Here is a 23,625-nt window from a genome sequence, read left to right on the forward strand (position 1 = left end):
TTAGAGGAATTACCTCTATTTCTTCTTATCTTAGATGGCTAACAATAATTATGCAATTAAGGCGAGTATTCAAATAGCGACCACATGCTCTGCCTTAACATGTAAGGCAGAGCAGTCACTTAGTGCTTTATTGGCTATTATCGTTTCGCTCTTGCTTATAAATGAAAGTTTGTTGTGTTTTAAAGCCAAAGCCAATAGGCACTGCATCACTTACAAGTTTAATTTTACCATCTTCGATAACTAAACCTGGACCTTGGATCTCCTGTACTTTCAGTGGATTTTGCTCACCTTTGATACCTGGACCAATGGTTAAAAACTGGCTTTGCTCTTTAACCTTTTCATCTGTGTTGTCATCACAGTAACCATCGCTATTACCATCAACACAACTGTCACCTACACCAAAATAAAGTTGAGGAGTATCTGGCACGTCATTCGAAGTAGTAAATTTCAAGCTATCATAAACTTTTGTACCGTAATGTAAGTGGAAAGCGTATAAACTTCCTGAACCACCAGTTAGTGAACACTGATTCGCTGTTTCTGTAGATGAAGCTGGTGTATAGGTTGTGAAATAAGCGACACCACCGATAACTGTACTTGCTGCAAGGGATTTTTCACCTGCAGAAGCTAAATTGTAATACCAACCGTTATACTCACCTAACTCAATTTCTAAGTCAGTAAATTTATCCACGTCGTCCAGTGCATTTCCAAATGGATCAGAATCCATATTCATCAAGTCTGCTTGTGTAATTGCTACGGGTACATCACTACCAAGGAATGGCTGAGTTACCGTATTGATATCACGGATCATGAATAGTTGATCATTGGTAACAGTGCCCGTTGGTTTAGAGCGGTTACCACTACCTATTAGCACAGCATCAAATGGCGTATCAATTCGTGTAGTTACTGTTTCACCATTAACAGATGTTTCTGATACTTTGCTAAACATAGTTCGTGCAATTAAAGGCTTATAGAAAAAGCGGCGATCTTGGGTTGAAAGTGCGCTACCTAAACTTGCTAATTTAAAATGTGTCCATGGGTTTTCTGAATTTGTGGGGTTGTCAGAAGGCATATCAACACGCCAAACATCACCGCCTGTATCCGTTGCATACAGCCTGTCAATATAACCATCATAGTCAGAATCTAAGATACTAATATCTGACGCAATACTATGCTTACCTAAAAAGCCATTCTCACTCGGCGTTAATGCCCACACTTTTTTGCCCGTTTGCGCGTCAACAATAAAAATACCACGTCCATGAGTATCGTCTGTACGAATAACATTGTCTTTGTTTGTATCATAACCCGCGCCAAAAATAAGCACTGGTCTATCTTTATAACCATCGAGATTCACATAAGTAACAGAAGGTTTAGACCACGTTTGCCCTAATTCTTTAAAGTCGCCTGTACCACCTATAATCGGTTCATCCCACAGTAAACTTGGCGAGTTTGGGTTAGTTATGTCGAGTCCGTAGTAGTAATTTCCACCGCGTCTTAAGCCAAAGAATGCCCATACTCGGTCAGAGCCATTTACTACTCCATCACTATTTTTATCATCAAAGAATACTGAGATTGGCCCGTCAACACCATAAACCTTGGTATCTGCTTGGTTATCACGAAGTGGCTTTATTATTTTATACAAGCTTCTAGGGATAAACGCCCAGCTTTCACTTAGCACATCATTTTTATCTTGAAACATGTGCAAGTAACCGGCATTAGTGCCTATTAAAACTCGGATATCATCATTACCATAATCAATTGTTACAGGTTTTGAATGCAGCGGATCACCAAATATGTCTTTACGTGAATCCGTTGTCGATCCATCTTTGTCTTCATCATAAACATCAAGACCTCTTGACCAATTAATAAGATCTTCAACTTCATCCGCATCAGCTTCAAAATCAACGGCAGCCTTGTCTATAGTCCCGTAATGGAATACAACGCGATAACGGGTAAAGTTAAGCATGCGACCGTTGACATTTGTTAGCACTTTACGCCCCTCATTCGGCACGCTAGAAGAGTTAGACAAATACAGATTTACACCACCTAACTCAACTGAATTACCATCAGCGCTTTCACCGCTCGGTAACCAAAAGGTTTTCGCATCTTTATCGATTAAACCATCTTCATTTAAAGCAGGCTTACCATCTCTATCGATAATTTGGTCACCAGACACTTTTAGCTTTTTCAGATTTCCGCGCCAACGAGCCCCTGTTTTAGGATAAAACATCGCATAATAAATTGATTCGCGGCTGCGTGTTTGGTCAACATTATTACTTGCTATAGATGGCGCCGTGAACGTATCGTTCACTTCTCGAATTTGAGTAATCGTATTTTTAAGGGCTTCAGAAAGTTGCTCTGCAGTGTTCGCATGAAGGTACTTACCGCCCCCTTCAGATGCCGTTTCAGAAAGTAAACGTTTACCATTATCACTCATACCACTACCAAAACCTATGGTATAAACTCGCCCTGTTTCGTGAATATCAGTCGTCGTTGGCCTTAAGTCAACCTCTACATCATCAGTACCATGAATAACTTTTGCAAGCTTGTGTAAGTACACCCCGGCAATTTTATCGCTATCACTTAAATAACTACCAAAATACGACTTGTGTAAAGCACTAATATTAGAGTCTTGTTCATTATCAGAGCCAGCTGATGGGTCACCGTCTGTCATATAGATAATGTTAACTGAGTTATCACAGCGTTTTACTTCTTCAGTATTATCAAACGGTGAAATGTATGAATAGGTATATTCAATGCGAGGCTCGTACCAACAAACTCTTCTCCGCCCCTTACCTGAGCACACCTTAACTGATGTCGTATAAGGCGTTCCTCTTTCTATTGTGGTATCACGTAGTGCGGCATTAACTTTTTCGCCGTAGAAAAGGCTTTGCCCAGTAATGTAAAGATAGGCTTCCCAAAGCGTTTCGGTCAGTGGTGTCCCGCCATCGGCTGGAAGCCCTGCAATTGTGGTCTTTAAGGCTGATATATCTGAACCAATGCCTGCAAGTACATAGCCACCATTGGTGCTGTTAAAACGCATTAAGCCAAAATCAATGTCATCGTTACCATCAACCAGTTTAGTAATAGCATCTTGCGCAACGCCTAAACGGCTATCACTACATAAAATATAACCACCTGAGTAGCCACAACTGTTACCGGAACTAGTCGAAAAAGCCATACTTCCAGAAGTATCAAATACAATTAATACGCGAGGTTTCTCATCGAGATCAACATTATGATTTACATAAAGCTCTATATCTTCTGCTGAACTAGAAAAGCTAACCGCAGCAAAGGCACAAAGAAGTATCCTGTTTACTGTTTTACTAATTTTCATTACTTCTCCCGTCACCTTAATGCTATTAATTTAGCGATTAGCTTTGTTATTGCCGAACTTCTGCTTTGTGATTTTCTGCAGCAGTTGAAAACCTTAACAGTGCGATAAATTACAACACCCTTATGTTTGAGTTGCTGCAATACTTATACAGAACCATAAAAAGGCTAAAAAGCATTTATAAAATTCAAACACACTATAATTATTATAATAAAAAGCTACTACTATTCCACACTTTTCTTATCTAAATTAATAATAAAAAAAATAATTAGAGCATAAAAGAGAAATAAGAAAAAACGACCGGAAAAATAATCCTGAATGGGTTGGTAAAACAGTGAAAATAAAAATAAAAGTAAAAAATAAACAGTAACTTAATAGAGAATAGAAATATTAATTTAATATAGAAAAAACACTGACAATGAGTTCACCCAAGTTAAGCTTATAAAACGGGTGACTGAGAAAATAAATACTCAAAAACTCATAAAACCAGTGTTCAAAAAAGGATGTTATTTAATCTAGTGACTTCTGTCGTTCTTTTCTTTTTTATATATGTAAGTTTGTTGAACTTTAAAACCAAGAGGTTCATCACTCACTAATTTTATCTCTCCATTTTCAATAGTTAAACCGGGTCCATTTACCCCTTTGACTTTAAATGGGCTTTCTTCACCTACGATTTTGGGTCCAACAGTCATAAATTGGCTTATCTTTATTTGCTCAATTTCACCTTCGTAGTCATCACAATAACCATTGCCGTTTGTATCTTTACAGCTGTCAGTTTCGCCAAAAAAGAGTTTTGGGGTGTCTGGTACATCTGTGCCTGTCTTAAACTTCAAGTTATCATATATTTTTGTACCGTAATGAAGGTGAAATGCGTATAGGCTTCCGACACCACTTACAACCTCACATTCATTTACCTTATCTTCTAATGAAGGAGGAGTATAACTTGTAAAATAAGCAACCCCACCAATCACAGTACTAGCTGCCAGAGACTTTTCACCTGCAGACTGAAGGTTGTAATACCAGCCTTTAAACTGGGCTAACTCAACCTCAAGTTTGACAAATTCATCAACCTTATCAAGTACTTTCCCGAAAGGGTCTGAATTAACATTCATTAAATCAGCTTGTGTAATATGATCAGGTGCATTACCGATGAAAGACTGTGTAACAGTGTTTTCATCTCGAATCATAAATAATTGATCGTTAGTTTCTAAAGATGTCGGTTTTGCTCGGTTACCACTACCAATTAACACTGCATCAAAAGGAGTATCTACACGTGCCGTAATTACTTTACCATTAATCTTTGCTTTTGAGACTTTGCTAAACACACTTCGTGCAATAGTTGAGTTATAAAAGAAACGTCTATCTTGGCTCTTACCCTCACCACCTAGGCTCGCAAATTTAAAGTGGGTCCAAGGTTGCTTTGCATCCTTCGGGTTGTCAGATGGCAAGTCAACACGCCAAACATCTCCTCCAGTGTCAGTAGCGTATAACCTGTCAATAAAGCCATCATAATCTGAATCTAACAGACTGATATCTGAGGCAATACTGTGTTTACCCTTGAATCCATTTTCTGATGGCGTTAAAGCCCACACTTTATTACCCGTTTCAGCATCAACGATATAAATGCCCCGCCCTTTAGTATCGTTACTACGATTCGAGTTATCTTTATTTTGGTCATAACCTGCACCAAAAACTAACAGTGGGCGATCTCTATAACCTTTTATGTCAATATACGTTACTGAAGGCTTAGACCAAGTTTGTGCTAACTCTTTAAAGTCTCCCTGCCCACCAACTATTGGCCCTTTCCACATCAATTTAGGTGAATTTGGCTTTGTAATATCCAAGCCATAATACTCAGTTCCACCTCGTCTTAGACCAAAAAACACCCAAACTCTGTCAGCGCCATTTACAACACCATCATTATTTCCATCATCAAAGAAAACCGACATAGACCCATCTATACCGTAAACTTTAACCCCTTCTTTATTATCTCGAAGAGGTTTAATAATTTTATACAAGCTTCGGGGTATAAAGGCCCAGCTTTCCTTGAGTACATCATTTTTATCCTGAAACATATGCAGATAGCCTGCATTGGTCCCAATCAAAATACGTACGTCATCGTTGCCATAATCGATTGTTGTTGGCTTTGAGTGAAGCGGATCTCCAAAGATATTTGGACGGGTATCATCGGTTGAACCATCACTATTTTCATCATCCACATCGCGGCCTCTAGACCAGTCAATAAGATCAAACACTTCATCTGGATCAGACTCAAAATCCTCTGCAGCTTTAAAACGATTTCCGTAATGGATAATGACCCTATAGTCAGTGAATGGAAGCATTCGACCACCAGAGACATTTGTCAAAACCTTCCTGTCTTTATTCGGTATGCTTGATTGTTGAGATAAATATGAATTGACTCCTCCATATTCAACAGCATTGCCGTCAGCTTCACTACTACCGTCTGGCCAAAAGGTGTGAGCATCTTTGTTTATTTGCCCATTTTCATCTAGTGCTAGATTACCTTTAAAATCAACGATAGTATCACCCGATACTTTTAATTTTTTCAGATTGCCGCGCCAGCGTGCGCTGGTACTTGGGTAAAACATTGTGTAGTATAATGAATCTCTACTACGTGTTTGATCAGCGTTATTCGAAGCCACCGAAGGGGACGTAAAAGTTCCAACTTCAGCCCTAAGACCATTAAATGTTTGCTCTAAAGAATCAGCTAATTCTTTTGGGTTTTCTGCTTTGAAGTAGCTTCCCCCCCCTTCATTCGCGGCCTTTTTTAGTAATGCTTCACCTCTTTCTAAAAGCCCATTACCAAAACCTATTGTATTGATAAATACCTTGTCTTTAATCTTCGCCGTTTTTGGAAATATGTCTATGTCCACATCATCTGTGCCATGCATAACTTTAGCAAGGGCTGCTAAGTAGCTGTTTGCATTGTAATCATCAAGGATAGGCGTTGCGGGCTTTCCAAAAAATTGCCGGTGCAACAAATCTATTTCATTATTTCTAGCATCATCAAAGTAAGGGGAACCATCGGTAATAATTAAAACATTCACACTGTTATCACAACGTTCATCTTTTGTGAGTCTAGAGTCAAAAGGAGAAAGATATTTTTTACCAATTTCTGCCGAAGTATCGCGCAACGAAGGATCTATAACGCTTGCAAAATCAACATTTTGCCCAGTTAGGTACATGTATGTTTCCCACAATGTTTCAGTAATAGGCGTGGAACCACCAGCAAACGTATCGCTTATAATTGATTTTAACTTTTTATGCTCTGTGCCAACTTTGGCTCTAAAATACCCGCCTTGATTATGCGCAAACCTCACAAACCCGTAATCAAGGTCTGGGTTATTATTTATTGTTTTTATGATTGTATCTTTTGCTACCTTCATCCGGCTGTCAGGACATGGAAACCAATAACGATCGGTCGGGTGAAAACATTTGTCTCCTGTATTAGCAGATTGCATCATGCTTCCAGATGTATCTAAAATAAATATTACACGACCTTTTTCTGTAAGGTCTTTATCGTAATTAACATACAGCTCTATATCATCGGCATAGCTTTTGCTATCCAAAAATAGAGAGCAAGCGACTGAAAGACAAAGTAATAAATTTAGACTTTTCATAGCGACCTTCTTATCAACCACCCGTATTCAGGCTCGCCATTTCCTGGGCAACCCCTGTTGTAATCGTCAAAGTATGCTTACTTTTAGTGCCATAGGTAATGGTGGTATCAACTTGAACCATGTTGCAGGAGATACCTGCAGTGAAGTTAAATTTACGCGGACAAGGTAAATCAAGAACACCGTTATTTAAATTTGTCATCGTATTGGTTGCGTCGCCAACCTTTCCCATTGCATAGCCACCATCAGGAATTTCTGCCGCTTTCATTAAAAATGCACTGTCGCCACCCGCGGCGGCTTCGTTTGCAATAACTTGCTGAACAGTTCCTATTAATTCATTTTCTGCTGTTTCTCGCTCTTGGGCTGCATTAGTAATTTTAATATCTATGCTACTACTACTCATCAAAGAAACGGCAATACCTGTAACAGCTACCACCATAATCAAAGCAACGATTAACACCACCCCTTGTTGTTTCTTTTGCAAGGTTAAATGCGCCATAAATTTGCTCCAACATTGTTCAAGCGGATAGTGGTCGTAAATAGTGCGCGTCGGTAGTTATCGTCAAATGTAAGAACGCGGCTATTTGCGTCTTCACCCAATGTATAAGTTTGATTTTTTGACTTAAGGTTTGAATCTGGTAAAAGCGATCTCACAAGTAAGAATACTTGCACTGTCAAAATACCACGGCGATTTTCCCAATCAGTGTTAGTCATTTGGCTGATACTTTTATATGTATCAACACGACTGTTATTTGTAGTATCAAGACCAAACACAAAGTGCATATTTTCTACCCCTTCCATAACCGTTTCAGTTGTCATGCCCCCAGAAGGAGTTAAGCGTTTACGTCTAAGTAAAGGAACAGACACTCTTTGATCATTAATGGGGTAGGTTTGCTTTGTTATGTAATAAACATGATGTCGATAGCGCCAAATCGTTGCATTACCATTTACAGCTGCTGCCGCGATTGGGCCGCGCTGAAACTCAGCAAGCTCTTGCTCGGCGATAAAATAGTAATACTTATTATTGGTTTGATTTGGCCTTATCTGTAGCCCTTCTAAAAACTTAATTTGTAAAACATCTGTGTTTTTTTCAACATTAGTAATACAGCCAAGTGCCGTGCTAGTGGTTGTTTGCACTGCATAAACAGAGCGAAAGTTACTGGTTGCAGCTGTATCTGGAAAGCTGCCATTATTAAGGCCTTCTGAACAATCATTGCCAGGATTTCCTAAACTGTTTGTATTTGCATCTGAGAAAGAGTCTTCATAAAACGTGCCCCAAAAACCAATCTGTTCAATATCACGTTGCATGATATTCATAGCCAGTCTGCCAGTTTCTTGTAGCTCACCAATTGTCATCGTGTCACGAGTTGTTGATTTCATGCTTATATAGGTAAACATCACCCCGCCGAGCACCACACCTCCGATGAATAAAGCAACCATCATCTCGACGAGAGTAAATCCATTATGCTTTTTCATATCAAGACCTTAAATAAATATAGCTTTGTAGAACAATCAAACGTCGCTTATCGCCTTTAGAACCACAATCAATTGCAGCTGTATCTTTATTAGCACTAAGTTCTTGACGGCCTTGCCAACTGATCACAACCTCAATATTAAATTCGTTAGCATTGCCTGCAGCAACGGGAGTACTATTAATGCACACAGTTGCATCGTCTAAAGCGCCGGTGTTTTCACGAGCCTGAATTGCACGCACCCACTGTTGTTTATCTAATTCTGCCAATTGCTGAGCACTACATGCTGAGTTATAGCAACTCAAACTCGTGTTTAGAGCTGTATCACTATCGAAAGTGCCATTGTATAACGCAGCAAAGCCAGGTGAGTCATTCGCTCGCATACGCTGGATAATGTCATTACCAAGTGCCACAGCAGCTGCACGCTGCATTGAATCAAAGCTAGCTTGTTTTGCTTTAGCTTGTAAGGCCACGGCACCCAATAAACCAAAACTCAAAATAACAAAAGCAATAAGCACTTCAATAAGCGTAAAGCCGTTCTGCTCAGAATGTTTAATCATGGTGAAGTTCAATGATACTTTTACATACCGTAAGAGTATTACGACACAGATAAATAACAATCTGTATATGGACAAGCGGTCATAATGCGCGATAAACGGCACTTTAACTTTCTTCAGAACCAAGTCGCGAATAATAAAGAAGCTGGGACTTTAGGAGATAAGCTGCTGTATTGAGAATTTTTATTATTTACCCATTACAGCTTTAACATTTTTAAGCTCTCGGCGACTAACTGCCAAAGGCTCCTCAAACTGCTTCATTGTAACTGTATGCCCACCTGAAGATGGGCTATTAAGGCTAACAATATGTTGCTTATTCACAAGTGTATTTCGGTGAATTCTAAGTAGCTGCAGCGGATAGGTTTGCTCTAGTTGCTTTAAACTTTGCTCAACAAGTGCCTCACCTTCAAAAAACACTACTCGGGTATATTTTTGCTCTGCGATACAGCAAACCACATCATCTAAATTGACTCGTCGTATTACACCTGCAAGTTGATAACTAATGTAATTATTTTCAGGGGGGCTTATTTGAGTACGATTTAGTTTACTCAGTTGTGCCATTGCTTTAGCTAATGCCTGCTCAGACACAGGTTTAACTAAATAGCCATCAACAGCGAGCTCAAATGCGGTTAATGCATGTTCTGAATGCGCTGTTAAAAACATGACTGCAGGAGGAAGTGGAAACTGTTTTAGCTCTGCAGCCACCTCAAGGCCAGACTGCTTAGGCATATTAATATCAAGCATCACTAAATCGGGCTGGAGCTGCTTACAAAGCGCTATTGCTTGCTCACCATTATTGGCTTCACCAACAATAGTGCAATCTTCATTAGTAGATAATAAACGTTTGATACGCGCCCTTGCTAAAGGCTCATCATCAGCAATCAATACTTTTATCATGCGCCCCTCTGCTTTGGTATAACCAACTTCACTCTAAAAATTCCCTCACGGATAGTCGTCGTAAGTTGCGCTTTTTGTTGATAGAAAAGCGCCAAACGTTGGCGAATATTATCCAGTGCCATCCCATTTCCTGTTCGTGAGTTATTCACTTCTGCAGCTACAGGATTCGTTATAATAAAGGTATAAGCTTTATCCGACTGATGCATTTCAACAGAAATATTGCCCTGCTCTGCTGGCTCGACGCCATAAAATACCGCATTTTCAATAATTGGCTGTATTGTTAAACACGGAATATCAATGTCTGGCAACTCGCCAGGTAATTGCCAGCTTAATGCTAGGCGTTCGCCATAGCGCCAACGCTCAAGGGCTACATACTGCCTACACAAAGTGATTTCATCAGCAAGCTTTATGGCTTTACCGCTGCGCATTGCGGCCTGCGACAGCGCCGCCAGCGCTAAAATTGCTTGTTCAGCCGCGTCAGCATCGTAATGTGTAAGCTCAGCAGCAGTGTTCAAACTATTAAACAAAAAGTGGGGGCGAATTCTTGCTTGTAAGGCATCAAGCTCAGCCTGCGCTAACGCTTTCGTTTGCTGCTCTTTTTGATTATGAATAAGCAAAAACTGACTAAATAGCGCCGTTACTAAAAATATGATCAGTAAATTGCTGACAATAAAACTCGACCTCGACTCCATAGCGAACACATCTGAAAACACTGACAAAAACAGCCAGCTAAAAACATACGTTAATGCCAGTAACGTGAATATCAGAATGAATAGCTGCTTTGAATGTGACAGCTTTGTAAGTAAGGCTCGGCACACATACAGTAACGACAAGCTTGAAAGAAAGATTAGATGTAAAAAGCAACTAAATATAGCAAGGCGTAACCAAACATCACCTAAGCTCATGGGTGAGAAGGCGAGCAAAATAGCGATGACTTGGCTGACGATCAGTGTGGCAAGGACACCGCGAGATTGAAAAAGAGCCGCAATCAGCAAGCCGTTAGAATTAGGCTGTTTGCTCATGGGCTCCTCTTTTAACTGTTGACTACTATTTGCTTAGATTAGCGTAGCTCAACAGGAACGGCAAATACTATGTTCTCTTCTTCACCAGGATTTTCAACAACTTGATTACCACCCAATTCTTTTAGACGAGCAATTACTTGTTGAACTAAAACTTCTGGTGCAGATGCACCCGCAGTCACACCCACTGTATTGACACTGTTGAACCAATCCGCTTCAACATTACTCGCATCATCAATTAAATAAGCAGTGGTGCCCATTTTGTCAGCAAGTTCACGTAAACGATTTGAGTTAGAGCTATTTTTAGCCCCTACTACAAGCAGCACATCCACTTTATCTGCTAAGTCACGGACTGCATCTTGACGGTTTTGCGTAGCATAACAAATGTCATCTTTACGCGGGCCATCAATTGCCGGAAACTTAGTACGAAGTGCATCAATCACATCTGCCGTATCATCTACAGATAACGTCGTTTGGCTACAGTAAAACAGGTTTTCAGGGTTTTTAACCGTTAGGCCAGCAACATCTTCAGGGGTTTCTACTAAGTAAATACCACCCGCTTCGTTGTCGTACTGCCCCATTGTGCCTTCTACTTCAGGATGACCATGGTGACCAATTAACACGCATTCAGTGCCTTTACGACTTGCGCGTGTTACTTCCATATGTACTTTTGTCACAAGCGGGCAAGTGGCATCGAACACTTTAAGGTCGCGGCGTTTTGCTTCACTACGAACTGCCTGCGATACACCATGCGCACTGAAGATAACAATGCTGTCGTCAGGAACCTGATCTAGCTCTTCAACAAACACAGCACCGCGATTTTTTAAGCCATCAACAACATATCGGTTGTGAACGACTTCATGGCGCACATAAATTGGCTTTTCAAAGATATCCAGTGCACGCTCCACAATGCTAATTGCACGGTCTACACCTGCGCAAAAGCCACGTGGATTTGCTAATAAAATGTCCATTAGCCTGTTACCTCTAAAATATCAACTTCAAAGGTTAATCGCTGCCCTGCAAGAGGGTGGTTGAAGTCAATCGTGACTGAGTCACCTTGGACTTCACGAACAAGACCCGGAAGCTCAGTGCCATCAGGCTGAGTAAAGGCAATGATATTACCTACTTCAGCAGGAGTGTCTGCACCAAACTTGCTGCGATCAACATAATAAATGTTATCTGGATTTGGCTGACCAAATGCATCTTCAGGCTCTAATGCAAATGACTTACTGTCACCAGCCGCTAAACCGAGTAAACACTTTTCAAAGTTTGCTGTCAGGCTACCATCACCCATTCGCAATTTTGCAGGTTTATTATGTACCTTGGTTGAATCGGCTGCTGAGCCATCTTCTAACTTAATTGAGAAATGAAAGATCACTTCAGAGTTTTCACCAATTACAGCTTGGCTCATGCTTGTTGCTCCTTAGGACTTTCGCCTGTGAAGGCATCAAATAAAAGTAATGCGGCACCAATACAAATTGCACAATCGGCAATATTAAAAACAGGAAAGTGCCAGTTTTCGTAATATACATGCAGGAAGTCAATGACATAGCCATAAGCTATGCGGTCGTATAAGTTGCCAATCGCACCGGCTAATACTAACGCATAAGCAGAACATAATACTTTATTAGACGCTGGTAAGCGTTTCAGCCACCACACTAAAAGCACACTGATCGACACTGCAATCAAACTAAAGAACCAACGCTGCCAGCCACCTGAATCACTTAAAAAGCTGAAGGCTGCACCATAATTATGTACATAAGTGAAATTAAAAAACGGCAGAATATCAATCGACTCTTCGTAGGCCATGGTACTAACGACAAGTGATTTTGTCGCATAGTCTACTACCAAAAGTAGTAGACTAAGCCATAACCAAACCAAGCCACTTTTTCCGGCTAGTTTGCTCACAAACAACTCCTATGCGAACTGACGCTGTTCACCATCGCCATCAACATTGCTTACACAACGGCCACAGATCTCAGGGTGAGCAGGATCAGCACCTACATCATCACAGTAATGCCAACAACGCTCACATTTTTCAGCGGTTGTTGCAGCAACTTTAATGTATAAGCCATCAATTTCTGTAGCTTGCGTATCTTCTGGCTGTGCAGTCACAGTTTCAACGGTTACGCCTGACGTTAATAGTACAAAGCGCAGTTCATCACCTAATGCAGCTAATTTCGCGCTTAGCTCTTCACCTGCATAAATGTTTACGTTTGCTTGTAGAGTTGCACCAATAACTTCTTCTTTACGAGCTGCTTCTAGTACACGGTTTACTTCATCACGCACGTTAAGGATTGTTAACCAATCATCGTTGCTGAATTTACCTTGTGAAGAGGCTTGCAAGCCATCGTACCACACTGAAGTGAATACAAATTTGTCACGCTCACCTGGTAATGCTTCCCAGATTTCTTGCGCGGTGAAGCTTAAGATCGGTGCCATCCAACGCGTCATTGCTTCAGCAATATGGTAAAGCGCAGTTTGACATGAACGACGCGCGTGGCTGTCGCTTTTCGCTGTGTATTGACGATCTTTGATTACGTCTAGGTAGAACGAACCAAGCTCACCAGTACAGAAGTTCATTAGCTTTTGCGTTACAAGTAGCATTTGATACTTGTCGTAAGCCGCTAAGATTTCATCTTGAAGTTCAGCTGCACGGCCCACAATCCAACGGTCAAGCTCAACCATGTCTTCAATAGCAACTTGATCAGTTTTTGGATCAAAACCATTTAAGTTCGCAAGTAAGTAACGGCTCGTGTTACGAATACGACGATAACGGTCTGCTGAACGCTTAAAGATTTCATCAGATACAGTCATTTCAGCTGTAAAATCAGTTGATGCAACCCATAAACGTAAGATGTCAGCACCTAGTTTGTTCATCACGTTTTGTGGCGAAATTACGTTGCCTAATGATTTAGACATCTTGCGGCCATTTTCATCAACCGTGAAACCATGTGTTAGCACTTGCTTATATGGCGCATGACCATTAATAGCAACCGATGTCATCATTGACGACATAAACCAACCACGGTGTTGATCAGAACCTTCTAAGTAAAGATCAGCAGGGCCGGTTAAATCTTCACGTGCATCAACCACACATGCGTGAGTAACACCTGAGTCAAACCATACATCTAGCGTATCTTGTACTTTCATGTATTGCTCAGCGTCATCGCCAAGTAAAGTAGCTGGGTCTAAGTCATACCAAGCTTGAATACCTGATTTTTCAACCAATTTCGCAGCTTCTTCGATAAGCTCTTGTGTGTTCGGGTGAAGCGCACCAGTGTCTTTATCAACGAATAATGCAATTGGCACACCCCATGTACGTTGACGTGAAATACACCAATCAGGACGGCCTTCAACCATGTTTGCAATGCGGCTCTCGCCCCACTCAGGTAACCACTCAGTCTTTTTGATTTCGCTTAATGAATCTTGACGAAGGTTAGCTTGGTCCATACTTACGAACCACTGTGGCGTAGCACGGAAGATAATAGGTGTTTTATGACGCCAGCAATGTGGATAGCTGTGCGTAAGCGCATGATGATGCAATAACGCATTGTTCTCAGTTAATACGTCAATAACGCTCGTATTCGCTTTAAATACGTGCTGGCCTGCAAACATTGGTGTGTCAGGTAAGTAAACACCGTTAGCACCAACCGGATTAGCTACTTCTAAACCATAAGCAAGACCTGCCGCGAAATCCTCTTGACCATGACCAGGTGCGGTATGAACAACACCAGTACCAGAATCAGTCGTTACGTGATCAGCAACAATCACAGGCACTGTGAAGTCATAGAATGGGTGAGCAACTTGTAAGTTCTCAAGTGCAGCACCTTTTACATAACCGAGTACGTGGTAATGTTTGAAGCCATAACGGTCCATAGCATCTTTAACTAGCTCAGAACCTAAAATTAGACGTTGCTGTGCACCTTCATCATCAATTTGAACAAGAGCATATTCAAGCTTTTCGTGAACCGCTACTGCACGGTTAGCTGGTAATGTCCAAGGTGTTGTCGTCCAGATCACTGTACTAACTGCACCTGTACCTTCATGGCCTTCAGCAAGTTCAAACGCATTAATTACAGCATCTTGATCAGCAAACTGAAAACGCACATCGATTGCTGGAGACTGTTTATCTTGGTATTCAACTTCCGCTTCAGCAAGTGCTGAACCACAATCTGTACACCAGTGAACAGGCTTAGCACCTTTGTGTAAGTGACCATTTTTAATGATGCGACCAAGTACACGAATTGCATTCGCTTCAAAGTCAAAGTTCATTGTTAAGTAAGGCTTGTCCCAGTCACCAAATACACCAAGACGTTTAAAGTCTGTTTTTTGACCTTCGACTTGTTTTTTTGCGTATGCGCGACATTTTTCACGGAACTCAGCAGCAGACACCTTCACGCCTGGCTTGCCTACTTTCTTTTCAACCATTAATTCAATTGGTAAACCGTGACAGTCCCAACCCGGCACGTAAGGTGCGTCGAAGTCAGACAAAGTTTTTGACTTAACAATAATATCTTTAAGAATTTTGTTTACCGAGTGGCCTAAATGGATATCACCGTTTGCATACGGAGGACCGTCATGCAAAATGAAGGTTTTTTTACCTTTTTTAGCGCTGCGAATTTGACCGTAAAGATCGTCTTCATACCATGTCTTAAGCATCTTTGGTTCACGTTGTGCCAAATTGCCGCGCATTGGAAACGCTGTTTCCGGTAAATTCAAAGTATGTTTGTAGTCGCTCATTAATCCTACTTTCCGTATCGGCTACCTAATTTAAACCAAAACACTGCTTAGCGGCGGTTACATCATCTGCAATCTGCGCCGTCAGTTGTGTTAATGTCTCGAATTTTTTCTCATCGCGAAGCTTTTTAATAAGCTCCACGTGCATAAATTGTCCGTAAATGTCTTGCGCAAAGTCGAAAAGATGGACTTCTAACAATGCGCGTGTTCCATTAAATGTGGGTTTGTTGCCAATATTTGCAACCCCATATAATTCTTTATCACCAACTTTAGCTCGTACCGCAAATACCCCATTTACAGGGCATACTTGGCGTTTTAGTGCTATGTTGGCAGTTCTGAACCCTAATTCACGACCTTTCGCCCAGCCATGAATAACACGTCCAGAAATCGCATAACCATGACCTAACATGGTTTTTGCATCTTCTAATTGCCCTGCAGCAAGCGCATGGCGAATAAGGGTACTACTAACTCTATCATTGAGTCTGCGAAAACTTGCAGTACTTTTCACATCCATGTTCAGCTCAGTGCCCATGGTTTTTAGTAATGCAAAATCACCACGACGACGTTTGCCAAAACAAAAGTCATCACCAACAGTTAATGCCTTAACGCCTAGTTTTTCAACCAGTACTTGGCTGACAAACTGTTCTGCTTCCATGTTGGCAAATTGCTGATTAAAGCTAATGCAAATCACTCGCTCCACGCCTAATTTAGCAAGCAAACTGAGCTTATCACGTAGTCGAGTTAAACGCGCGGGAGCATTATCTTTAGCAAAAAACTCTTGTGGCTGAGGCTCAAATAACATCACGGTACTTGGCAATTGATGCTTTTCTGCGTCTTGCAGCAAGCCTTTAATCACTTCTGCATGACCTAAGTGCACGCCATCAAAATTACCAATGGTCAACACACAGCCATAATGCTGCGCGCGAATATTGTGAATACCTCTAATTAACTCCATGCCACCTTTTTGCCTTTATCAGCGAGCCCAAAACATTGATATCGGGCTTGAAGCGCCGATTATAATCTTTTTTTTAGTTTGATTCAGTAGTTGCAACACTTTTTATCGTATTTAGTCGCACACCTAAAATGAATAAGGCCGCAAAGTAAACAAAAACCGCCAGCACTAATAACCCACTCAACAGCAGCACTTGTTCAGTAAAGTACCATGTTTTCCACGCAAATTGCTGGCCAACATACCACACTGCAGCAGCCATTAATAAACTTGAAAACAAACACTTAAAGGTGAAACCAAGGCTCATCGCAGAAAACTGATAAACGCCTTCTTTACGTAGTTGATGATACAACAAATAGGCATTACAACTGGCCGACATCGCGGTTGCTAACGCTAACCCCAAATAGCCAATAAATGGAGCTAGCATAATGTTAAACACCATATTTAACACCAGTGTTTTAATGCCTATTTTTACCGGAGTTTTAGTATCTTGACGTGAATAAAAACCCGGAGCTAACACCTTGATTAACATAAAGCTAACCAGTCCCACTGAGTAGGCCATCACACCGTAACTTACCGCTTTTACATGATCAATTTCACCGTTTTGAAACGCACCATGATCAAATAAAACCGTAATAATGAGCGGGCTTATCACCATTAAGCCAAACATGGCTGGCAAGCCTAAGAAAATAACAAACCTCACCCCCCAGTCGAGGGTTAGTTGAAAATCTTTTGTGCTATTGGTGCTATGTAACTTAGACAATGCAGGCAATATGACCGTCGCGATACCGATACCGAATAAGCCAAGAGGAAACTCAATTAAACGGTCTGAGTAGTAGAGCCACGCGATAGAGCCGGTCATCAACATCGAGGCGATCATAGTGTCGAGTAACAGGTTTATTTGACTGATAGACACGCCAAACAAGGCTGGTAGCATGAGTTTTCGGACTTTCTTAACGTTTTCATCTTGCCAGCCCCATTTAGGGCGGCTCAACATGCGGGCACGATACAAAAATGGCAACTGGAATAATAACTGTACTAAGCCCCCTACAAACACGCCGATGGCAAGCGCGTATGCCCCCACCGAAAATTTATCGTGTAGAAAAACAGCACACGTGATAATTGATACATTTAACAGCACAGGGGTAAATGCCGCAACAGCAAAACGATTATATACGTTCATAACCGCACCACTTAAGGCAACCAGACTCACAAAAAATAAATAAGGGAAAGTCAGCTTTAACAGTGCACTAGCCAGTACGAACTTTTCTGCATTTTCGCCTCCTTGCCACCAATCGATAAACCAGCCAGTACCAAATAAGGCCGCTATCACAGGAGAGGCAACAACCCCAAACAAAGTAACAATTAATAAAATAGTACCTAGGGTACCGGCTGCTTGAGCTACAAACAGCCTCACTTTATCATCGCCTTGTTGTTCTTTTATCTCAGATAAAACCGGCACAAAAGCTTGAGCAAAGGCACCTTCGGCAAACAAACGTCTTAAAAAGTTAGGAATTCGATTGGCAAATAAAAACACATCCGCAGCAGCACTGGCACCTAGCAGATTTGCCACAACAGCATCTCGTACTAACCCTAAAATACGCGAGATCATCGTCATTGCACTAACAATCATCCCAGAACGAAATAATCCTTTTGCCACCTTAAACCCATTATCAAAAAACTTCTAAGATGGGCGATTATGCCTAAAATATCTTTAAAGCACTAGGCTCGAACCCGACCCTTTGTTACAATGGCGATATTAACTGCTAAAGCGGCAAATTGATGTTCGTTATAAGGAGCAGTTTTTCTTGAGATGTCAAAATTTCGTTGACATTCATGATAAAAACAGGCATATTCCACGGCCTTTAAATTAAGCTTATTTTAAGATTGTTAGGAGCAAACCTTGGCTAACATCAAGTCTGCAAAAAAACGCGCTATTACGAGCGAAAAAAATCGTCAACATAACGCAAGCCGTCGTTCAATGATGCGTACTTACTTCAAAAAAGTAGTTACTGCTATTGAAGCGGGCGACAAAGAAGCTGCACAAGCGGCATTCGCTGTTGCAACACCTATCCTAGACCGTTACGCAACTAAAGGTCTAATCCACAAGAACAAAGCAGCTCGTCATAAGAGCCGTTTAGCAGCTAAAATCAAAGCGCTATAATTTGTTTTTGATGAATATGAAAAAACCGGCTTTTGCCGGTTTTTTTTTATCTGTAATTTAATACCAATCCGCTTAATTAAGTAGTCTATTTTGAGGCAATAAAACCTCGTTGATAAAAAGGCAAAAATTTCGTTATTTAGTTGTTCTAAAAGAGAAATTTTTAACGCAGTTAGCGACAGGTTTAATCCCTCAAAATGATTAAGTATTATTGCGGGTTGGTATAAAAGGCACGTGTTCTATATGCCTCATTAAAGTTGTTAACTAGACAATTTCGAGCTCTGGATAAAACTTTTTCAGCATAGCGGCAATCTTCTTAGGTGTGAAAGGTTTTACTACAAACCCTTTAGCGCCCTTCTCAATCGCTTCTTTAACGTTTTCTACTGTTGAATGGGCTGAAACCATTACTACGTTTGCTTCAGGCGAAATTTCGTTGATTTGCGAGATAATCTCTTTGCCGTCACCATCGGGTAATTCAATATCTAAAAAGATAATATTGAACTCTTTTTCTTTACATGCGCTTAAACACTGCGCGGCCGTAGAAGCCTCACGCACATTATCGATACCTAGGTGCATTAATGTTTGATTTAAAAAACTGCGAACTGTGCCTACGTCGTCCACAATAAGAATTGAAAGCTGCGTATCCATACTATTCCTCTTAAACTATGAAGATAAACACTCATTGCACTGTAGAGTGTAACGCATTTAAGCTATAAGTGATTTGAATTTGACTATTATATCAAAAACTTCGTTATAATCTCATTATAGAGACCTATGTTTAAAAGGCCAGATAAGCTTTATGTCTAATAAAATAAAAAAACAATCTTTGCTTGGTAAAACACCTGCACGAAAAAAACCAACACAAGCAAAGCGCCAAAGACCAGCCCCCCAGCAACAAGCGCGTGCACAAGCTGCGCAGCAAAGCGTTCCTGAAGTCGAACTTAAAAAAAGTAAAACACGGTGGTACGCGCTCGCAGCAGTTGTATTAATTCTGCTAATTACGCCCAAACCTGTGTTAATCACTTATGAAAAGCTAGGTATGGTCTCGCAAAGTGTATTTTGGCCAGGGGTTTTTGGTTATGGTGCAAACTTATTTGATTCAACCCTCAGCCCCCGTGCAGACCTAAGCCGCAACATTATTTACCTGTGCCAGGATAAGCGCAAACCAGATACCTGCCAGAAGTATCGCGTGACAGAGCAAAGTGGCTTTTTTGCTGCCATGAAAAAGCTAATAATGGATTAAAAAATCTAATCCGAAAATTTAAAATTACTTGGTTGAAAGCTGTGTAAAAGATCACCATAATGGCGCTCCTTTTTCAACACAGACACGATCAGATACGACCATGCTAAACGAGCTAGATTGGCTTTTAAACTTAACGTTACTTGCACTAGGACTAGGTGCATTTTTTATTAACCAGCTTACATTACTGCGTTTTGCAGCGATTAGCGCGTGTAGTTTATTATTTTTATCGTTTAGTTTAGATCTGATGTCATCAAGCGTTATCTCAAATATGAGCTTGGTGTTGATCAACACATTTTATTTATTCAAGGTCTACACATTTGGCCAATTGAATATCAATCAAGGTTAATCTTCTCCTAAGATAAATTGATAGAATAGGCTATCCCATCTATCAGCTTTTATGCCCAAGCAGTCCTCTGCTTGGGCTTTTTTTTACTTACAAAATGATTGAACTGAGATACCATTAATGGCGTATATAAATAATTTGGAGGTACCTTATGTCATTAAACGACTTCGACTTATTTCTCTCATCAATGGAAGACGTAAAACCTCTTAAGCATGACACTGTTCAATTTGATTCTACGAAACAGGGCCCTTCTTTAGCGCAACAAGAAAAACGTAAAGCAGCTGAGTGTGATTTAGCAATTGATGAAAACTATTTACGTACTGAATTCGTTGAGCTATTAGATCCTCATGCCATATTGGCATTTAAAAAAGATGGCGTACAAGGCCAAGTATATAAAAATCTGCGCTTAGCTAAATATCAACTCGATGCCACGCTTGATTTGCATGGCCAGCCTCTTCAACGAGCGCGCAGTACGCTTTTTAATTTTATTGATGACTGCCATAAACGAAATATTCGTGTCGTACTAATTCGCCATGGTATTGGTATCAAAAATAAATCACAGCCGGGTATTTTAAAGAGCTATACCAATAAGTGGCTGCAAGAAATTCCAGCGGTTTTAGCCTTTCATAGCGCCCTTAAGCATCATGGTGGTAGCGGTGCGACGTATGTGATGATTAAAAAGTCAGACGAGAAGAAACACGAGAACAGAGAAATCCATTCAAAAAGAAGTTAATAGAATAAGTGATTGAAGTGCAGCATAAAAACATGCTGCACATATTAACTGTGATTGGTTGGTTATGATTGGCTTACTTCAATAGCCTGAGCTGGCTGCTCCGACGCATTCGCTTGATTAAACCATGCTGAAACACCAAGAACGATTACTGACACTACGACTAGACTAAATTTAGCTCCACCTTGATTAGATTTCATAACGCCTCTTTTTTATTGTTGTTTTTTTATTGAGCAACAACAGAATAGCAAAGTTACAGATGTTAACAAGGTGTACATTAAACTAATTTGTAATGTGTCAATAACCTTTTGTTCTATCAACCTGATTTATTAGATTTTTACCTTCAATTAACCTTTTGACATTACCCGCAATTTGCAAAGTCACAGTCTCTAAATCTGACAATGCAGCACAGTGAGGTGTTAAGGTCACCTTTTCATGAGACCAGTAAGCATGCGACTTAGGTAAAGGCTCTTCGCTAAACACATCAAGGGTAGCGCCGCGTAATTGCTCACTATCAAGTGCTTCAAGCAAATCTTCATCGACAACATGCTTGCCTCTGGCAACATTAATAAGCACTGCATGATTTTGCAATTTACTTAGCAGTGATTTGTTAATGATACCCTGAGTGTGTTGGTTAAGTGGCAACAAGCACACGAGATAATCAATTTGACCAAGCATGTCATCTAATCCCTGCTGTGTGTAATAGGTACTTACTTCAGCATCGTGTTTTTCACTATTAGACCAAGCACTCACTCTAAAGCCATTTGCGAGTAAACGCTTAGCACAGGCTTTACCGAGTTCACCATAACCCAAAATACCCACATGTTGATGTGAATACGCTCGCTTTGGCTTCCAAGTACTGCCTGATTGTTTTAAATAATATTCTTTGAGTCTCAGCTTGTGTGCCAACACATGGGTCAACACGTACTCTGCCATATCATTCGCAAGATTATCATCAACAATTCTAACAACGGGGACGTGCGCCGCTATCTTCGTTAAGTCGATGCTATCAACGCCAGCCCCAAATGAAGAAACCGCTTTTAAATTTACCAGCTTAGGCCATAAGTCAGCAGGGGCATTCCAAGCCAGTACAAACTCAACGGCTTGGTAATCAGTGCATTCAGACCAAAGCTGCACGTCAACCTCTGGTAATAACGCTTGTAATCGGGCAATTAATTGGCTGCAATCTCGGCCTGTTACAGCTACAAGTAAAATCATTGTCTTCTCCATTTTGCCTCGTACTCGAAGCGCTCTTTAAAAAGTCACACAACTGCAACCTAACTGTCACAGCGAACTCTTACCCTAACCTCATCGCTGAATGCGTTTATGTTTGAGGTTTGTATGATCAGTGTTGATAAAGTAATAGAAGCAAATTTACCACAGTTAGAAAATTCACCAAAAGTAAAAGGCTTAGTAAAGAAAGGTTTGGGTTATTTATTACACGAGCAAGAGTTTGTTGCCTTTGGTGATGCATACCCACACTTACAAGGACTTGAGTTTGTAGAGCAAGTACTTGATGAGCTAGACTTTGACACGCGCTACAAGCCAAAGCAGATGGAACATATTCCTAGTGAAGGTAATGTCGTTATTGTCGCTAACCACCCTATCGGTTCTCTTGATGCATTAGCGCTAATAAAAGTCTTATCAAGTGTTCGCCCTGACTTAAAAGTCGTTGCAAACCGCATGCTGATGTCAATCACTCCGATGCATTCATTACTTCTTCCCGTTGACAACCTCTCTGGTACAAGCAAAAAGAAAGAGCTTGCTAATATCCAACAGCATTTAAAATCAGACGGTGCGTTATTAATCTTTCCTGCAGGAGAGGTGTCACGCTTAAGTCCAACGGGCATTAAAGACTGTAAATGGAATACTGGCTTTTTACGTATGGCGAAAAAGGCCAACGCACCTATTTTGCCTATTTACATCAAAGCGAAAAACAGCCCGTTATTCTACGGCACCTCAATGATCTACAAACCCTTAGCCAGTTTGTTATTAGTCAAAGAGATGTTTAAACAACGACAAAAATCATTAGAGTTTGAAATTGGCGCGTCCATCCCGCCTGAGTCATATTTAATCGAGAATTTAAAAGACAAAGAAATAGCTCAGCTGATAAGAAAGCAGTTGTATCGACTTATCACAAAAAAACCTCTGCCGTTAAAAACGCAAACCCCTATTGCCAGTCCAGAAGCAACGAAAGACCTAAAAAAAGCCATTGAAGAATGTGAGTTATTAGGTGAAACCTCTGATGGTATGAAAATTTACTTATATCAATACTGTGGTAGCTCACCGATTTTCCGTGAACTGGGGCGACTGCGTGAAATTGCGTTTCGGGCAGTCGGTGAAGGCAGTGGCAAACGCCGAGATATAGATAAATACGACATGGATTATCAACACCTTGTGCTGTGGGATGCTAAGCAACTTGAACTAGTCGGCGCATACCGACTTGCCTGCGCACAAGACATTATAGAAAAACATGGCCGTAAAGGTTTATATACCGATAGCCTATTTAGCTACAGCGATGATATTGCGCCTTATTTTGAAAAGG

General features: G+C 40.7%; 21 protein-coding genes. 5 read left to right on the forward strand and 16 right to left on the reverse strand.

From position 1 onward, the window contains the following. Positions 1–127 precede the first annotated feature (127 nt). From AN394_RS05450 to murJ, 13 genes are all read right to left on the reverse strand, one after another. Entirely contained in the window at positions 128–3,334 is a 3,207-nt protein-coding gene (locus AN394_RS05450; RefSeq protein ID WP_055020950.1) for a PilC/PilY family type IV pilus protein, read from the reverse strand. Between the two features lie 512 nt (positions 3,335–3,846). Continuing rightward, positions 3,847–6,972: a PilC/PilY family type IV pilus protein gene (locus AN394_RS05455; RefSeq protein ID WP_055020951.1), complete on the reverse strand. Its 3,126-nt coding sequence runs from the start codon at positions 6,970–6,972 to the stop codon at positions 3,847–3,849. A 13-nt stretch (positions 6,973–6,985) separates the two neighbouring features. Further along, positions 6,986–7,468, reverse strand: coding sequence for a hypothetical protein (locus AN394_RS05460; RefSeq protein ID WP_054561904.1), 483 nt, complete (start codon positions 7,466–7,468; stop codon positions 6,986–6,988). Further along, entirely contained in the window at positions 7,456–8,445 is a 990-nt protein-coding gene (locus AN394_RS05465; protein ID WP_055020952.1) for a PilW family protein, read from the reverse strand. Before AN394_RS05465 ends, AN394_RS05460 begins: the two co-directional genes overlap by 13 nt. Before the next feature lies 1 nt (position 8,446). Then, complete coding sequence (gene pilV / locus AN394_RS05470) at positions 8,447–9,001, reverse strand: type IV pilus modification protein PilV (protein WP_054561906.1); 555 nt, start codon at positions 8,999–9,001, stop codon at positions 8,447–8,449. A 183-nt stretch (positions 9,002–9,184) separates the two neighbouring features. After that, entirely contained in the window at positions 9,185–9,895 is a 711-nt protein-coding gene (locus tag AN394_RS05475; protein WP_327077757.1) for a LytTR family DNA-binding domain-containing protein, read from the reverse strand. Then, the gene (locus AN394_RS05480) at positions 9,892–10,917 is read right to left on the reverse strand and encodes a sensor histidine kinase (RefSeq protein WP_055020953.1); all 1,026 of its coding nucleotides are present in this window, start codon (positions 10,915–10,917) and stop codon (positions 9,892–9,894) included. Before AN394_RS05480 ends, AN394_RS05475 begins: the two co-directional genes overlap by 4 nt. A gap of 38 nt (positions 10,918–10,955) precedes the next feature. Continuing rightward, positions 10,956–11,885, reverse strand: coding sequence for a 4-hydroxy-3-methylbut-2-enyl diphosphate reductase (gene ispH / locus AN394_RS05485; protein ID WP_054561908.1), 930 nt, complete (start codon positions 11,883–11,885; stop codon positions 10,956–10,958). Next, a complete protein-coding gene (fkpB, locus tag AN394_RS05490; protein WP_055020954.1) occupies positions 11,885–12,325 on the reverse strand; it encodes an FKBP-type peptidyl-prolyl cis-trans isomerase in 441 nt (146 codons plus the stop codon). The genes ispH and fkpB overlap by 1 nt, the downstream gene beginning before the upstream one ends. Further along, positions 12,322–12,822 carry a signal peptidase II gene (lspA, locus tag AN394_RS05495; protein WP_054561910.1) on the reverse strand — a complete coding sequence of 167 codons (501 nt, stop codon included), beginning with the start codon at positions 12,820–12,822 and terminating at the stop codon, positions 12,322–12,324. Before lspA ends, fkpB begins: the two co-directional genes overlap by 4 nt. 9 nt (positions 12,823–12,831) lie before the next feature. Then, entirely contained in the window at positions 12,832–15,657 is a 2,826-nt protein-coding gene (gene ileS, locus AN394_RS05500) for an isoleucine--tRNA ligase (RefSeq protein ID WP_055020955.1), read from the reverse strand. A gap of 25 nt (positions 15,658–15,682) precedes the next feature. Beyond that, a complete protein-coding gene (gene ribF, locus AN394_RS05505; protein WP_054561912.1) occupies positions 15,683–16,609 on the reverse strand; it encodes a bifunctional riboflavin kinase/FAD synthetase in 927 nt (308 codons plus the stop codon). A gap of 73 nt (positions 16,610–16,682) precedes the next feature. Then, positions 16,683–18,263, reverse strand: a complete 1,581-nt coding sequence (murJ, locus tag AN394_RS05510; protein WP_268795220.1) for a murein biosynthesis integral membrane protein MurJ — start codon at positions 18,261–18,263, stop codon at positions 16,683–16,685. Between the two features lie 243 nt (positions 18,264–18,506). Between murJ and rpsT the strand changes: the two genes are divergently transcribed. After that, entirely contained in the window at positions 18,507–18,767 is a 261-nt protein-coding gene (gene rpsT / locus AN394_RS05515) for a 30S ribosomal protein S20 (protein WP_054561913.1), read from the forward strand. 261 nt (positions 18,768–19,028) lie between these two features. On the opposite strand, the gene AN394_RS05520 is transcribed toward rpsT, so the two are convergent. After that, a complete protein-coding gene (locus AN394_RS05520; RefSeq protein WP_054561914.1) occupies positions 19,029–19,412 on the reverse strand; it encodes a response regulator in 384 nt (127 codons plus the stop codon). A gap of 151 nt (positions 19,413–19,563) precedes the next feature. Between AN394_RS05520 and AN394_RS05525 the strand changes: the two genes are divergently transcribed. The 3 genes from AN394_RS05525 (at position 19,564) to smrA (ending at position 21,083) form a co-directional block, all read left to right on the forward strand. Continuing rightward, positions 19,564–20,007 carry a hypothetical protein gene (locus AN394_RS05525; RefSeq protein WP_054561915.1) on the forward strand — a complete coding sequence of 148 codons (444 nt, stop codon included), beginning with the start codon at positions 19,564–19,566 and terminating at the stop codon, positions 20,005–20,007. Between the two features lie 100 nt (positions 20,008–20,107). Continuing rightward, the gene (locus AN394_RS05530) at positions 20,108–20,353 is read left to right on the forward strand and encodes a hypothetical protein (protein ID WP_054551958.1); all 246 of its coding nucleotides are present in this window, start codon (positions 20,108–20,110) and stop codon (positions 20,351–20,353) included. Between the two features lie 148 nt (positions 20,354–20,501). Next, on the forward strand, positions 20,502–21,083 hold the full coding sequence (gene smrA / locus AN394_RS05535; protein ID WP_054561916.1) for a DNA endonuclease SmrA: 582 nt from the start codon (positions 20,502–20,504) through the stop codon (positions 21,081–21,083). Positions 21,084–21,145: 62 nt separating this feature from the next. Here the strand turns inward: smrA and AN394_RS22420 are convergent, their stop codons facing one another. Both AN394_RS22420 and AN394_RS05540 read right to left on the reverse strand, forming a co-directional pair. Further along, positions 21,146–21,280 (reverse strand): hypothetical protein, encoded by a 135-nt coding sequence (locus AN394_RS22420; protein WP_258535966.1) that lies wholly within the window; start codon positions 21,278–21,280, stop codon positions 21,146–21,148. Positions 21,281–21,377: 97 nt separating this feature from the next. Next, entirely contained in the window at positions 21,378–22,298 is a 921-nt protein-coding gene (locus AN394_RS05540; RefSeq protein WP_055020956.1) for a glyoxylate/hydroxypyruvate reductase A, read from the reverse strand. A 123-nt stretch (positions 22,299–22,421) separates the two neighbouring features. Here AN394_RS05540 and AN394_RS05545 point away from each other — a divergent pair. Further along, positions 22,422–23,625: lysophospholipid acyltransferase family protein (locus tag AN394_RS05545; RefSeq protein ID WP_055020962.1), on the forward strand; the 1,204-nt coding region annotated here is incomplete at its 3' end.

This window comes from Pseudoalteromonas sp. P1-26, from assembly GCF_001401795.1.
Lineage (GTDB): Bacteria > Pseudomonadota > Gammaproteobacteria > Enterobacterales > Alteromonadaceae > Pseudoalteromonas.

What these genes read in the sequence shown, in the direction of transcription:
- AN394_RS05450 (WP_055020950.1), bottom strand. Translation starts at nt 3,334, where the DNA reads ATGAAAATTAGTAAAACAGTAAACAGGATACTTCTTTGTGCCTTTGCT.
- AN394_RS05455 (WP_055020951.1), bottom strand. Translation starts at nt 6,972, where the DNA reads ATGAAAAGTCTAAATTTATTACTTTGTCTTTCAGTCGCTTGCTCTCTA.
- AN394_RS05460 (WP_054561904.1), bottom strand. Translation starts at nt 7,468, where the DNA reads ATGGCGCATTTAACCTTGCAAAAGAAACAACAAGGGGTGGTGTTAATC.
- AN394_RS05465 (WP_055020952.1), bottom strand. Translation starts at nt 8,445, where the DNA reads ATGAAAAAGCATAATGGATTTACTCTCGTCGAGATGATGGTTGCTTTA.
- pilV (WP_054561906.1), bottom strand. Translation starts at nt 9,001, where the DNA reads ATGATTAAACATTCTGAGCAGAACGGCTTTACGCTTATTGAAGTGCTT.
- AN394_RS05475 (WP_327077757.1), bottom strand. Translation starts at nt 9,895, where the DNA reads ATGATAAAAGTATTGATTGCTGATGATGAGCCTTTAGCAAGGGCGCGT.
- AN394_RS05480 (WP_055020953.1), bottom strand. Translation starts at nt 10,917, where the DNA reads ATGAGCAAACAGCCTAATTCTAACGGCTTGCTGATTGCGGCTCTTTTT.
- ispH (WP_054561908.1), bottom strand. Translation starts at nt 11,885, where the DNA reads ATGGACATTTTATTAGCAAATCCACGTGGCTTTTGCGCAGGTGTAGAC.
- fkpB (WP_055020954.1), bottom strand. Translation starts at nt 12,325, where the DNA reads ATGAGCCAAGCTGTAATTGGTGAAAACTCTGAAGTGATCTTTCATTTC.
- ileS (WP_055020955.1), bottom strand. Translation starts at nt 15,657, where the DNA reads ATGAGCGACTACAAACATACTTTGAATTTACCGGAAACAGCGTTTCCA.
- ribF (WP_054561912.1), bottom strand. Translation starts at nt 16,609, where the DNA reads ATGGAGTTAATTAGAGGTATTCACAATATTCGCGCGCAGCATTATGGC.
- AN394_RS05520 (WP_054561914.1), bottom strand. Translation starts at nt 19,412, where the DNA reads ATGGATACGCAGCTTTCAATTCTTATTGTGGACGACGTAGGCACAGTT.
- AN394_RS05525 (WP_054561915.1), top strand. Translation starts at nt 19,564, where the DNA reads ATGTCTAATAAAATAAAAAAACAATCTTTGCTTGGTAAAACACCTGCA.
- AN394_RS05530 (WP_054551958.1), top strand. Translation starts at nt 20,108, where the DNA reads ATGCTAAACGAGCTAGATTGGCTTTTAAACTTAACGTTACTTGCACTA.
- smrA (WP_054561916.1), top strand. Translation starts at nt 20,502, where the DNA reads ATGTCATTAAACGACTTCGACTTATTTCTCTCATCAATGGAAGACGTA.
- AN394_RS22420 (WP_258535966.1), bottom strand. Translation starts at nt 21,280, where the DNA reads ATGAAATCTAATCAAGGTGGAGCTAAATTTAGTCTAGTCGTAGTGTCA.
- AN394_RS05540 (WP_055020956.1), bottom strand. Translation starts at nt 22,298, where the DNA reads ATGATTTTACTTGTAGCTGTAACAGGCCGAGATTGCAGCCAATTAATT.